The sequence below is a fragment of the Lacisediminihabitans sp. genome (assembly GCF_043726815.1).
Taxonomy (GTDB): Bacteria; Actinomycetota; Actinomycetes; order Actinomycetales; family Microbacteriaceae; genus Lacisediminihabitans.
The window spans coordinates 22922-35587 of sequence record NZ_JAYSJZ010000084.1; the positions used below are offsets into that span (position 1 = coordinate 22922).

Genomic DNA, 12666 nt, shown 5'->3' on the forward strand with positions numbered 1-12666 from the left:
ACTCTCGACGGCCTCTCGACGGCCCGCTTCGGCGACACGCCGGGCCGGTGTCGGTGGCAATTGACATATTCGAATGTATGTTCGAATATGGGGATGTGAACCACTCCGCCGCCACCGCGCTCGCCCCCTCGGGTGCGCTGTCCGGTGCGCGCACGACAGAGCGGCAATCCATCGAGAACCTGCAGGCGCGCATCCGCCAGATGCAGGCCACCAAGCTCGACAGCCGCACCATCCCCACCCATCCCGCGATCGCCGGGCTGCTCCCCGGCGGCGGGCTCAAGCAGGGTGTCGCATACTCGGTCGACCGATCGGCGACCCTCCTCATGGCGCTGCTCGCCGCCCCGTCGGCCGCCGGCACCTGGTGCGGGGTGGTGGGGGTGCCGGAGTTCGGCGTCGAGGCGGCGGCGGGCTTCGGCATCGACCTCGACCGCCTCGTTCTCGTGCCGCATCCCGGCGACCAGTGGCTCGCCGTCACCGCGGCGGTCGCCGACGTGCTCGGGGTCGTCGTGGCCCGGCCGCCCAGGCGGGCGAGCGACGCGAGCGTCTCGCGGCTCACGGCCAGGCTCAGGCAGCGGGGAACCACTCTCCTCGTGCTCGGCCCCTGGCCGCAGAGCGAGGCAATGCTGAGCCTCTCCGAGAGCAGCTGGAGCGGGATCGGCCAGGGCAACGGGCACCTGAGCGCGCGGCAGGTCACCGTGACGGTCACGAGCCGGGCCGGCCGACCGCGCAGCGCGAGGCTGTGGCTGCCCGACCCGCACGAGCAGTTCAGCGCGGTGGGCGTGCAGCGCGAGGCGTACCGGCAGGAGGCCGCCGGATGACCCCCACCCGCACGATAGTGCTGTGGTGTCCTGACTGGCCCATCACCGCGGTGGCGCGCGTGAGGGGGCTCGCCGCGGATGCGCCTGTCGCACTCATCGACGGCAGCGTCGTCTTCGCCTGCTCGGCCGCCGCCCGGGTCGAGGGGGTCAGGCGTGGCATGCGGGTGCGCGAGGCGCAGGCGCGCTGCCCGCAACTTCTCGTTTTCCCCTACGAACAGGCGCTCGACATCCGCTCGTTCGAACCGGTGCTGGAGGCCATCGAGCAGACGATGCCTGGCGTGCAGTTGCTGCGTCCTGGCACCTGCGCCGTTCGCGCCCGCGGGCCGGCCAGGTACTACGGCGGAGAGGAAGAGGCGGCGCTCTGGCTGCTGGACGCCCTGGACGGCCTGGGAATCCACGGGTCGCGCGTCGGCATTGCCGACGGGCCGTTCACCGCGGAGCACGCCGCCCGCCTTCCCGGGCGGCAGCGCATCCGGATCGTGCCGGAGGGCGGGTCCGCCGAATTCCTCGCACCCATGCCCGTGGGGCTGCTCGGGCAGCCGGCGCTCGCGACCCTGCTGCGCAGGCTCGGCATCCACACCCTCGGCGATTTCTCGGGGCTGACGGTCGCGGATGTCGGCGCGCGTTTCGGCGAGTCAGGCGCCTGGCTGCACGCCCTGGCGAGCGGCCGGGACAGCCGGCCGGTGGTGGCCAGGACTCCCCCGGAGCAACTCGACAGAGTGGTGGAGTTCGAACCGCCGCTCGACCGCATCGACCAGGTGACCTTCGGGTTCCGGGCGGCCGCCGATGAGTTCATCGCCGAGCTCGTGCGCGCGAAGCTCGTCTGCACGGCGATCAGGATCGAGGTGGATTCCGAGTCAGGCGACGTGTCTGAGCGGGGCTGGCTGCATCCGCGGTCCTTCACGGCGGCGGACGTCGTGGACCGCGTGCGCTGGCAGCTGCAGGGCGCGGGGGCGGTGGACAGCGGCCTCGGCTCGGGCATCACGCGGGTGCGGGTGATCCCCGAGAGCGTCGACGCGATCGGAAACCACGAGGAGGGGCTCTGGGGAACCGGCCTCGACGAGCGCATCCACCACGGGCTCTCCCGGGTGCAGAGCATGCTCGGCCATGGCGCGGTGCTCACCGCCGTCCTGGGCGGCGGGCGAACGCTGCTCGACCGGCGCACGCTCGTGGCGTGGGGCGACCGCCCGACCGGCGGCCGGCCGTCGAGCCAGCCGTGGCCCGGCCGGCTGCCGACCCCGGCGCCGTCGAGCGTGTTCGAGACTCCTCGCCCGGCGATCGTGCTCGACGCGGAGGGGGCAGCGGTCGACGTCGACGAGCGGGGAACGCTCTCCGGCGCCCCGGCACAGTTCTCCACCGACGGCACGACCCTGCTGCCGGTGGGCGCGTGGACCGGGCCGTGGACGATCGACGAACGCTGGTGGGACGTCGACGACTCCCGGCGGGCCAGCCGCTTCCAGCTCGTCGACGGGGCAGGGGTGGCCTGGCTGCTCGTGCTCGACGGCGGGCACTGGTGGGCGGAAGCGAGGTACGACTGATGGGCTGGAACAACCCGCCGATTCCCTGGTCGGAGTTCGAGCGCAAGCTCTCAGACACCCGCCGCCCGGGAAACCCGCCGGTGGGAGCGGATGGCGGCGACAGCCCTGCCTGGTCGAACAAGCGGCCGGCCTACTCGCCGCCGCCCGCGCAAGAGGCTGTCGGCTCCCGCGTGCAGTACGCGGAGCTGCACGCCCACTCCAACTTCAGCTTCCTCGACGGCGCGGCCTCGCCCGAGCAGCTGCTCGAGGAGTCGGCGCGCCTCGGCCTGCACTCCCTCGCCATCACCGATCACGACGGCTTCTACGGCATCGTGCGCATGGCGGAGGCCGCGGAGAGCCACCCCGGCATCGGAACGGTCTTCGGCGCGGAACTCTCCCTCGGCCTCAGCAAGCCGCAGAATGGCGCCGCGGACCCCGAGGGCAGCCACCTGCTGGTGCTCGCCCGCAAGGAGGAGGGCTACCACCGCCTGGCCGGCGCTCTCACCTCGGCCCAGCTTGCCGGGCTGGAGAAGGGGCGTCCGCTCTATGACACCGAGGAACTCGCCGACCGGGCGGGCGGCCACTGGGTGGTGCTCACCGGATGCCGCAAGGGCTGGGTTCGCCAGGCCCTCGCCACCGGCGGCGAGCCGGCCGCGGCCAGGGAGCTCGACCGCCTGGTCGACCTCTTCGGCCGGGACAACGTGCTCGTGGAGCTGTTCGACCACGGCAATCCGCTCGACAGCGATCACAACGACGCCCTCGCCGCGATCGCCGAGCGGCGGGGGCTGCCCGTCGTCGCCACGGGCAACGTGCACTACGCGCGGCCGGAGCAGCACCGGCTCGCCTCCGCGTTGGCCGCGGTGCGCGCCCGCCGGAGCCTCGACGACATGGACGGCTGGCTGCCGGCATCCGGGGCAGCGCACCTGCGCTCGGGAGACGAGATGGCGGCGCGGTTCGCCCGCTATCCCGGCGCGGTCGAACGCACGGTGGAGGTGGCGGAGCAGGTCGGCTTCCGGCTGCGCAGCGCCCGCCCGAGGCTTCCCCGGCAGGAGGTTCCGGCCGGCCACACCCCCATGAGCTGGCTGCGCACACTGGTCTGGGACGCCGTGCCGCGACGCTACCCGAACCTGAGCGACGAGAACCGGGCGCGCATCGCCCACGAGCTCGACATCATCGAGGCGAAGGACTTCCCCGGTTACTTCCTCATCGTGCACGAGATCGTGGCGTTCGCCCGCGGCCGAGGCATCCTCTGCCAGGGTCGGGGCAGCGCCGCGAACTCCGCCGTGTGCTTCCTGCTCGATGTGACGGCCGTCGACCCGATCTTCTACAAGCTGCCGTTCGAGCGCTTCCTGTCGAGCATGCGCGACGAGGAGCCGGACATCGACGTCGACTTCGACTCCAACCGGCGGGAGGAGGTGATCCAGCACGTGTATGAGCGGTACGGCAGGCACAATGCCGCGCAGGTGGCGAACGTGATCCAGTACCGTCCCAAGTTCGCCGTTCGCGACATGGCGAAGGCGCTCGGCGCGAGTCCCGGCCAGCAGGACGCCTGGTCGAAGCAGGTGGAGCGGCACGGGGCGCTGCTCTCGAGCGTCGACCACGACATCCCGACCGCGGTCACCGACCTCGCGATGGAGGTGCTTAAATTCCCGCGCCACCTCGGCATCCATTCCGGCGGCATGGTGCTCACCGACCGGCCGGTCGGGGAAGTATGCCCGATCGAGCATGGACGCATGGATGGCCGCACCGTGCTGCAGTGGGACAAGGACGACTGTGCCTGGATGGGCTTGGTCAAGTTCGACCTGCTCGGCCTGGGCATGCTCAACGCGCTGCAGCACACCTTCGACCTCGTGCGCGAGCACCTCGGCGAGGAGTGGACCCTCGCCACCCTTCCCCGCGAGGAACAGGGCGTCTACGACCAGCTCTGCCGCGCCGACTCGATCGGAGTGTTCCAGGTGGAGAGCCGCGCCCAGATGGGGATGCTCCCCCGGTTGCAGCCGCGGGAGTTCTACCACCTCGTGGTCGAGATCGCGATGGTGCGCCCCGGCCCGATCCAGGGCGGCGCGGTTCACCCGTACATCCGGCGCAAGATGGGCACCGAGAAGGTGACCTACCTGCATCCGCTGCTCGAGCCGGTGCTCGAACGCACCCTCGGCATCCCGCTCTTCCAGGAGCAGCTCATGCAGGTGGCGATGGCGGTCGGCGGCTGCAGCGCGGACGACGCCGACCTGCTGCGGCGGGCCATGGGCTCCAAGCGCGGGCAGGAGAAGATCGCCTCGCTCAAGGCGAAGCTCTACGAGGGCATGGCGGGCAACGGCATCACCGGGGCGGATGCCGACGACATCTATTCGCGCATCGAGGCCTTCGCGAACTTCGGCTTCGCGGAGAGCCACTCGCTGAGTTTCGGCCTGCTCGTCTACGCGAGCGCCTGGCTGCGGCTGCACTACCCGGCAGCGTTCCTCGCCTCCCTGCTGCGCGCGCAACCGATGGGGTTCTACTCCCCGCTCTCGCTCGTGGCGGATGCCCGACGCCACGGCGTGGAGGTGCGCCGGCCGGACATCCTGAGGTCGGGCTGGGATGCCGGGCTCGAGGGTGTGGCGGTCGACGGCTCGCTGCCTGACGATTCCTCGCAAGGGTTCCCGTTTGTCGGTTTTGGGCATGGTCGCGCGGGAACAAACCCGACAAAGGGGAACAGTCGGGGCGGCGCGAGGGCGACGGGCGACGACGCCTGCCTCGCGCACGAGCAACCGGCGGTGGGGCCGTTCGATCGCACCGCCCACTTCGATACCGACGACCATCGCCGGGACGGCAACCTCGCGGTGCGCCTCGGACTCGCCGAGGTCAAGGGCATCGGCGAGGATCTCGCGAAGAGGATCGTCGCCGAACGAGACACCGGCGGCGACTACGTCGACATGCCGAGCCTCGTGCGCCGGGTCGGCCTCAGCACGGCGCAGCTCGAGGCGCTGGCCGCCGCGGGGGCCTTCGAGTCGCTCGGCCTCACGGTGCGGGAGGCCCTCTGGGCGGCCGGCGGCGCGGCGCAGGACCGCGAGGAGTACCTGCCGAGCAGCATGGTCTCGGTGCAACCGCCGCTCTTCTCGATGCCCAACCCGGCCGAGGTGCTGGCCTCCGACCTCTGGGCGACCGGCATCTCCCCCGACGACCACCCGATCAGCCACGTGCGGTCGGCGCTCAGCGGCCGGGGCGTGCTGAGCTCGGCTGATCTCGCGACGGCGGAATCCGGGCGCCGCATCGAGGTGGGCGGGGTGGTGACGCATCGGCAGCGACCGGCCACCGCGAGCGGCATCACCTTCATGAACCTCGAGGACGAGACCGGTCTCGTGAACGTGATCTGCAGCGTCGGAGTCTGGAACCGCTACCGCAGGATCGCCAGGGACTCGCCCGCGCTGATCGTGCGCGGGATCCTCGAGCGCTCCCCAGAGGGGGTGACGAACCTGCTGGCGGACCGCCTGGAGCCGCTCGCGATGGCGACGAGAACGGCCTCCCGCGACTTCCGCTGAGCCGGCCGCGCCGCGCACGGTCAGGCCGAGTCGCGCCAGACGATCGAGGTCTCGAGCAGGGTGCCCTCGCCCGGGGTGTCATCGCCCCGCAGCTGGGCGAGCACGCGCTGGGCCGCCATGCGGCCGAGTGCGTCGGCCGGCTGCCGCACCGTGGAGAGGGCGGGACGACACCTCAGCGCCCAGGCGCTGTCGTCGAAGCCGACCACTCCCACATCCTCCGGCACTCGCCGGTTCGACTCGCGCAGCACGTCGAGCGCGCCGGCGGCGATCGAGTCGGATGCCGCGAACACGCCGTCCAGGTCGGGCGCTCGGGCGAGGAGCTCGCGCATGCCGTCGACCCCCGAGCTGTAGGCGTAGAGCGGGAAGTCAACGACGAGGTGCGGGTCGAACGCGTCGCCGAGGGCGCTGCGGAACCCGCTCAGGCGATCCTGGCCGGAGTCGCGGTCGAGCGCGCTCGCGATCATGCCGATCTTGGTGCGGTGCGTGCCGATCAGACGCTCGGTGATGGCCCGAGCCGCCGCGAAGTTGTCGATGCCCACGAACGGGATGCCGGAGATGTCCGGCGGGTGCCCGACGAACGCCGCGGGGATGCCGATCTTCTCGACCGCGCGCGCGATCGGGTCGCCGGCCCGAGCCGAGATGATGATGACGCCGTCGACGAAGCCGCCGCGGAGGTACTCGGCCACCCGGTCGCTGTCCCGGTCGGAATCGATCACGAGCGACACGAGCTGATAGTCCGACTGGGACAGCACCGCGTTGGTGCCGAGCAGGATGGCGCCGATGTTCGGGTCCTCGAGAAAGAGGGAGTGCGGCTCGTGCACGATGAGCCCGATCGCGTGCGACCGCTGGCTCCTCAGGTTTCGTGCCGCGGTGTTGCGCACGTAGCCGACCTTTGCGATCGCCGCCTCCACGGCGATCCGTGCGTCGTCGGACACGTAGGGCTCGGCGTTGATCACGCGAGAGACGGTGCCCCGGGACATCCCGGCTTCCGCAGCCACGTCGTGGATCGTTGCACGACGCGGACGAGAACCGTCAATGGACATAAGCACACTGTAGCCGCGACTCGGCCGGTGGTGTTTGACAACCACCACGGCGTGTGATTACTCTGGGATCGTTCACAGGCCGGCCAGCGAACTTCCTTTTTTAGCCGGATCTGGGAACGTTCACAGACACAACAATTAGCGGGCCTCGCTCGAGTTTGCGGCGCCTCGCCCTGAACTCCGGCGAGCAGCCAGACCAACGACGATCGAGGCAGTGTGTACCGTACGAACGACGAGCAGCGAGCGGCGACGCCCTCGCTCCGCGACGCGGCGGCCGGACCGTTCCGCACCACCGGAATCGACCTGGGGTGCGACTACAACCCCGAGCAGTGGTCGCCGGAGGTGTGGGCCGAAGACGTTCGCCTCATGCGTGAGGTCGGGGTCAGCCTCGTGGCGATCAACGTGTTCGGCTGGGCGCTCATCGAGCCCCGACCGGGCGAGTACGACTTCTCCGGCCTGGATGCGATCATCGCCCTGCTTCACGAGAACGGGATCGCCGTCAACCTCGGCACCGGAACCTCCTCTCCTCCCCCCTGGCTCACCGAGCGGCACCCGGAGATCCTGCCCGTGACGCAAGACGGAACCCGGCGCTGGCCGGGCGGCCGACAGGCCTGGTGCCCGAGCTCCCCCGTCTTCCGTGAGCACGCGCTCGCACTCGTCGCCCGCGTCGCCGAGCGCTACGGCGAGCACCCGGCCCTGCGTCTGTGGCACGTCTCGAACGAGCTCGGCTGCCACAACGCGCTCTGCTACTGCGACGTCTCCGCGGATGCGTTCCGCACCTGGCTCGAGGCCCGGTACGGCAGCATCGAGGCGCTCAACGCGGCCTGGGGCACCACCTTCTGGAGCCAGCGATACTCCCAGTGGTCGGAGATCCTCCCGCCGCGCTCCACCCTGTCCACCCGCAATCCCACGCAGGTTCTCGACTTCGACCGCTTCAGTTCCGACGAGGTTCTCGGCTACTACCTCGACGAGCAGCGGGTGCTGCGGGAGCTGAGCAGCGCGCCGGTCACCACCAACTTCATGATCACGGCGCACATCCGCACGCAGGACTACTGGACCTGGGCGCCCCACGTCGACGTGGTCGCCAACGACCACTACCTCGATCACCGCCTGCAGGATCCGCATCTCGAACTCTCGTTCGCGGCCGACCTCACCCGTGGCCTCGCGACGGGCAGCCCGTGGATCCTGATGGAACAGTCCACCGGCGCCGTCAACTGGCAGCCGCGCAACATCGCCAAGATGCCGGGCGAGATGATCCGCAACTCGCTCAGCCACCTCGCCCGCGGCGCGGACGGCATCTGCTTCTTCCAGTGGCGGGCATCCACCCAGGGCAGTGAGAAGTTCCACTCGGCGATGCTCCCGCACGCCGGCACCGAGACCAACACCTGGCGCGAGGTCACCGAGCTCGGCCGCGTGCTCGGAGAGCTCGCCGGGGTGGCCGGTTCCCGCGTGGTGGCCGACGTGGCCGTCGTCTTCAGCTGGGAGGCCTGGTGGGCGAACGACCTCGACTCCCGCCCGTCCGGAGACGTGCGCTATCTCGAGCAGGTGCACGCGCTCTACCGCGCGCTCTGGGCGGAAGGAGTGACGGCAGACATCGTCGCTCCGGGCTCCGATCTCTCCGGCTACAGCCTCGTGGTCGTACCCTCCCTCTACCTCGTCAGGGATGACGCCGCCGCCGTGATCGACGAGTACGTCAGGTCGGGGGGCCACGCGCTCGTCACCTTCTTCAGCGGCATCGTCGACGAGGACGACAGGGTGCGCCTCGGCGGATACCCCGGCGCCTTCCGCGACCTGCTCGGCGTCTTCACCGAGGAATTCCACCCCGTGCCGCCGGGCGAGATCGTGACGCTGGACGATGGCTCGACGGCCCACACCTGGACCGAGTGGATGCACACCCGCGGTGCCGAGACGGTGGCCTCCTACACGAGCGGTGGTCTCGCCGGCGTCCCGGCGATCACCAGGAACCGCCACGGAGCCGGCCTCGCCTGGTACCTCGCGACCGCGCTCGACCCGGACTCCCTCGCGCGCTTCGTCCGCACGGTCGTGACCGAGGCCGGGGCCGTCTCCCATCCGCGGCTCGGCGGCGCCGGTGTCGAGGTCGTGGTGCGCCGCTCGGCCGATCATGACTTCCTGTTCCTCATCAACCACGGCGGGGCCCCCGCCGAATACGTCGTCACCGGCGTCGAACTCACTCAGGGCCACGACATCCACGGGACGATCTCCGTCCCGGCCGGCGAGGTCCGAGTCGTCCGCACGGCGACTCCCGCCCCGCAGGCCGCCACCCTCACCGAACCGATCAACTAACGCACAGGAGCCCCACGACAATGACGTCCACAGCAAGTGAGTTGAAGGGACCGCGACTCGGCATCCCCCGCGGCAAGGGGCGAGGCCTCGGCCGCTCGATAGCGGTGTTCATCGCCCCCTTCGCCATCCTCTACCTCCTCTTCTACGTCGTCCCGATCATCTACGCGGTATACCAATCGCTGCTCACGGTGAAGCGGGAGGGCACCTTCGGGGTGGCCCAGCAGGTGTTCGGCGGCTTCACCCAGTACGCCCTCGTCTTTCAGGACGGTGATTTCTGGAGCTCGGTGCTTCGCGTGGTGCTCTTCGGAGTGGTGCAGGTGCCGATCATGCTGGGCCTCGCGCTGCTGTTCGCCCTGCTGCTCGACTCGCCGCTGCTCAAGGGCAAGAAGTTCTTCCGCCTCGCCTTCTTCGCTCCGTACGCGGTGCCCGGGGTGATCGCCGCCATCATGTGGGGGTTCCTCTACTCGCCGTCCCTGTCGCCGTTCACGGCCATTACCAAGAACGTGGGCTTCCTCTCCGCCGACCTCGTGTTGTGGGCGATCGCCAATATCGTCACCTGGGTCTACGTGGGCTACAACATGCTCATCATCTACTCCTCGCTGCTCGCCATTCCCACCGAGATCTACGAGGCGGCGAAGCTCGACGGCGCCAACAACTGGCAGGTCGCCTGGCAGATCAAGATTCCGCTCGTGACACCGGCGATCATCCTGACCGCAGTCTTCTCGATTATCGGAACCCTGCAGCTTCTCGCCGAGCCGCAGACCCTGCGCAGCTTCAGCTCGGCCATCTCGAGCACCTTCACCCCGAACCTGGCGGTGTACACGACGGCGTCCGTGCCCAACTACAGCCTGGCCGCGGCGTTCTCGGTGGTGCTCGCCATCGCGACCTTCGCGCTCTCGTTCACTTTCCTCAAGCTCACCCAACGGAGGGCATTCGCGTGACCACTGCAACCATCTCCCGCAAGGACGCGGCGCGACCCGCCCGCGTCAAGGCCGGCCCGGACCGCGAGAGCATCCTCTCCCGCAGCGCCGCGATGCTCATCATGGGCGTCTTCACGTTCTACTTCCTCGTGCCGATCTGGTGGCTCTTCGTCTCGTCGACGAAGACCGTCGGCCAGTTCACCACCACCATCCCGCTCTGGTTCACGCCGGATGCGATCCCCACCTTCTTCAACAACCTCGGTCGGCTCTTCACCTACAACGACTCGGTGTTCGTGAAGTGGATCGTGAACAGCGTGCTCTACGCGGGCGCCGGTGCGTTCATCGGCACGGTCATCGGCGCGATGTGTGGCTATGCGCTGGCGAAGTACCAATTCAGGGGGCGGGAGGCGATCTTCAACGTCGTGCTCTCCGGGGTGCTCGTGCCGGCCACGGCGCTCGCGCTGCCGCTCTTCCTCATCTTCAGCCAGATCCAGTTGACCAACACGTTCTGGTCGGTGTTCCTGCCCAGCATCGTGAGTCCGTTCGGCGTCTACCTCGCCCGCATCTACGCATCGTCCAGCGTCCCGGACGAGTTGCTCGAGGCCGCCCGGCTCGACGGCTCGGGCGAGGTGCGCACCTTCTTCACCGTCTCGGTGCGGCTCATGGCGCCCGCCCTCATCACCATCTTCCTCTTCCAGTTCGTCGCCATCTGGAACAACTTCTTCCTGCCGCTGATCATGCTGCGGGACCAGACGCTGTTCCCGCTGACCCTCGGCCTCTACTCGTGGAACTCCCAGATCGGGCAGCTGCCCGATCTGCGCTCGTTCGTAATCATCGGGGCGTTCGTCTCGATCATCCCGCTCATCATCGCCTTCCTGAGCCTGCAGAGATTCTGGAGCAGCGGCCTCGCCGCCGGAAGCGTCAAGTAACTCTTTCCTCCACAGCCGCCGATCATCCGATAGGCGCAATTCACCGAAATAGATTGGACAGCACCATGAAGTTCAGTATCAAGACAGCCACTATGGCAGTGGCCGTCATCTCGGCGCTCGCCCTTGCGGGCTGCTCGTCGGGAGGGGGCGCCACCTCCGCCTCGGCGTCCGACTGCGCGCCTTCCAAGGGCAAGGTGAACCTGACGTTCACGACCTGGGTTCCCGGCATGGACAAGGTCGTCGACCTCTGGAACCAGAAGAACCCGAACATCCAGGTGAAGGTGCAGACGGGTCCGAGCGGCAACTCCGGCACGTACCAGAACTTCTTCAACCAGATCAAGGCCGGCAACGCGCCCGACCTCGGCCAGGTCGAGTACGACGCCCTCCCGAACTTCCGGGTGCAGGACGGGCTCGTGAACATCGCGTCCTGTGGGGATGTCGCCAAGTCGAAGGACAAGTTCATCGACTGGACCTGGAACCAGGCCACCTTTGGCGAGGACAAGGCCGTCTATGCGATCCCGCAGGACAGCGGCCCCATCGCGATGTATTACCGCGCAGACCTCTTCAAGGAGGCCGGAATCGCGGTGCCGACCACGTGGGAGGAGTATGCGGCAGACGCCGCGCTCATCAAGGCGAAGGGCTCGTTCATCACGAACTTCCCCAAGACCGACGTGAACTGGTTCGCCGGAATGGTGTGGCAGAACGGTGGACAGTGGTTCGCGAACGACGGGAAGACCTGGGACGTGCAGTTGACGTCCGACAAGTCCACCCAGGTCGCCGACTACTGGCAGAAGCTCATCGATGCCGGTGAGGTCTCCAAGCTCGCCTCCTTCTCCGACGAGTGGAACGCGTCATTCAACACCGGGCAGCAGTGGACCTGGATCTCCGCGGTCTGGGGAGCAACGACCCTGTCGAGCGGCGCACCGGACACCTCCGGTAAGTGGGCAGTCGCGCCGATGCCGCAGTGGAAGGCCGGAGACGAGACGGCAGGCGACTGGGGTGGCTCGTCCACCGCAGTGCTGAAGGGATCCAAGCACCCGTACGAGGCCGCGAAGTTCGCGCTCTGGCTCAACACCGACCCCGACGCCCTCACCCTCGCCAACAAGCTCGGCGGGCTGTACCCGGCGTCCAAGGCGGGGGCGGACCTTCCCGCCTTCGCTCAGGGTGTCGACTTCTACGGCGGGCAGAAGATCTACGACGTCTTCGCCAAGGCCTCGTCGGCGGTGAACCCCGACTTCACGTGGGGTCCCACCATGACGCAGACCTACACGGACGTGTCTGACGGCTTCGGTGCGGCGCTGAGTGGCTCCGGTACCCTGTCCGACGCCCTCAAGGCGGGCCAGGACAAGACCAAGGCGGCCCTCAAGGCGCAGTCGATTCCGGTCAAGTAGGTAGTCGCAGTTCCCGGTGCCCCGGGCATCCAGCATCGTGCTGGATGCCCGGGGCATCGGCGTTCCTAGCTCCGCAGGCCGCGACGCAGCAGGTCGATTCTGGCCTGCAGCTGCGACACGCTCGCCTGGGCGACCGACGGCCCGCCGGCGATGCGCCGCAGCTCAGCGTGGATGATGCCGTGAGGCTCCCCCGTCGCCTTGGCGCGCATGCCGACGAGGCTGTTGAGCA

The 12666-nt window shown here is 69.0% G+C and carries 8 protein-coding genes; 7 read left to right on the forward strand and 1 reads right to left on the reverse strand.

All coding sequences use genetic code 11. The annotated features are described in order from the left end of the window. The first annotated feature begins 77 nt into the window (after positions 1–77). The 3 genes from ACHZD8_RS13190 to ACHZD8_RS13200 are packed head-to-tail and all read left to right on the forward strand — an operon-like array spanning position 78 to position 5853. The gene (locus ACHZD8_RS13190; protein ID WP_394770886.1) at positions 78–818 is read left to right on the forward strand and encodes a hypothetical protein; all 741 of its coding nucleotides are present in this window, start codon (positions 78–80) and stop codon (positions 816–818) included. Further along, complete coding sequence (locus tag ACHZD8_RS13195) at positions 815–2356, forward strand: DNA polymerase Y family protein (RefSeq protein ID WP_394770887.1); 1542 nt, start codon at positions 815–817, stop codon at positions 2354–2356. The genes ACHZD8_RS13190 and ACHZD8_RS13195 overlap by 4 nt, the downstream gene beginning before the upstream one ends. Then, complete coding sequence (locus tag ACHZD8_RS13200) at positions 2356–5853, forward strand: error-prone DNA polymerase (protein WP_394770888.1); 3498 nt, start codon at positions 2356–2358, stop codon at positions 5851–5853. Before ACHZD8_RS13195 ends, ACHZD8_RS13200 begins: the two co-directional genes overlap by 1 nt. A 20-nt stretch (positions 5854–5873) precedes the next feature. Here the strand turns inward: ACHZD8_RS13200 and ACHZD8_RS13205 are convergent, their stop codons facing one another. Further along, entirely contained in the window at positions 5874–6896 is a 1023-nt protein-coding gene (locus tag ACHZD8_RS13205; protein ID WP_394770889.1) for a LacI family DNA-binding transcriptional regulator, read from the reverse strand. Positions 6897–7109: 213 nt separating this feature from the next. Between ACHZD8_RS13205 and ACHZD8_RS13210 the strand changes: the two genes are divergently transcribed. The 4 genes from ACHZD8_RS13210 to ACHZD8_RS13225 all read left to right on the forward strand — a co-directional run bounded on the left by ACHZD8_RS13210 (position 7110) and on the right by ACHZD8_RS13225 (position 12437). After that, the gene (locus ACHZD8_RS13210; RefSeq protein WP_394770890.1) at positions 7110–9197 is read left to right on the forward strand and encodes a beta-galactosidase; all 2088 of its coding nucleotides are present in this window, start codon (positions 7110–7112) and stop codon (positions 9195–9197) included. A 20-nt stretch (positions 9198–9217) separates the two neighbouring features. Next, the gene (locus tag ACHZD8_RS13215) at positions 9218–10138 is read left to right on the forward strand and encodes a carbohydrate ABC transporter permease (protein WP_394770891.1); all 921 of its coding nucleotides are present in this window, start codon (positions 9218–9220) and stop codon (positions 10136–10138) included. Then, complete coding sequence (locus ACHZD8_RS13220) at positions 10135–11046, forward strand: carbohydrate ABC transporter permease (RefSeq protein WP_394770892.1); 912 nt, start codon at positions 10135–10137, stop codon at positions 11044–11046. The genes ACHZD8_RS13215 and ACHZD8_RS13220 overlap by 4 nt, the downstream gene beginning before the upstream one ends. A gap of 65 nt (positions 11047–11111) precedes the next feature. Continuing rightward, positions 11112–12437, forward strand: a complete 1326-nt coding sequence (locus ACHZD8_RS13225) for an ABC transporter substrate-binding protein (protein WP_394770893.1) — start codon at positions 11112–11114, stop codon at positions 12435–12437. Positions 12438–12666: the final 229 nt, after the last annotated feature.

Coding starts and splice junctions, on each gene's coding strand:
- ACHZD8_RS13190 (WP_394770886.1), top strand. CDS start 78: ATGTTCGAATATGGGGATGTGAACCACTCCGCCGCCACCGCGCTCGCC.
- ACHZD8_RS13195 (WP_394770887.1), top strand. CDS start 815: ATGACCCCCACCCGCACGATAGTGCTGTGGTGTCCTGACTGGCCCATC.
- ACHZD8_RS13200 (WP_394770888.1), top strand. CDS start 2,356: ATGGGCTGGAACAACCCGCCGATTCCCTGGTCGGAGTTCGAGCGCAAG.
- ACHZD8_RS13205 (WP_394770889.1), bottom strand. CDS start 6,896: ATGTCCATTGACGGTTCTCGTCCGCGTCGTGCAACGATCCACGACGTG.
- ACHZD8_RS13215 (WP_394770891.1), top strand. CDS start 9,218: ATGACGTCCACAGCAAGTGAGTTGAAGGGACCGCGACTCGGCATCCCC.
- ACHZD8_RS13225 (WP_394770893.1), top strand. CDS start 11,112: ATGAAGTTCAGTATCAAGACAGCCACTATGGCAGTGGCCGTCATCTCG.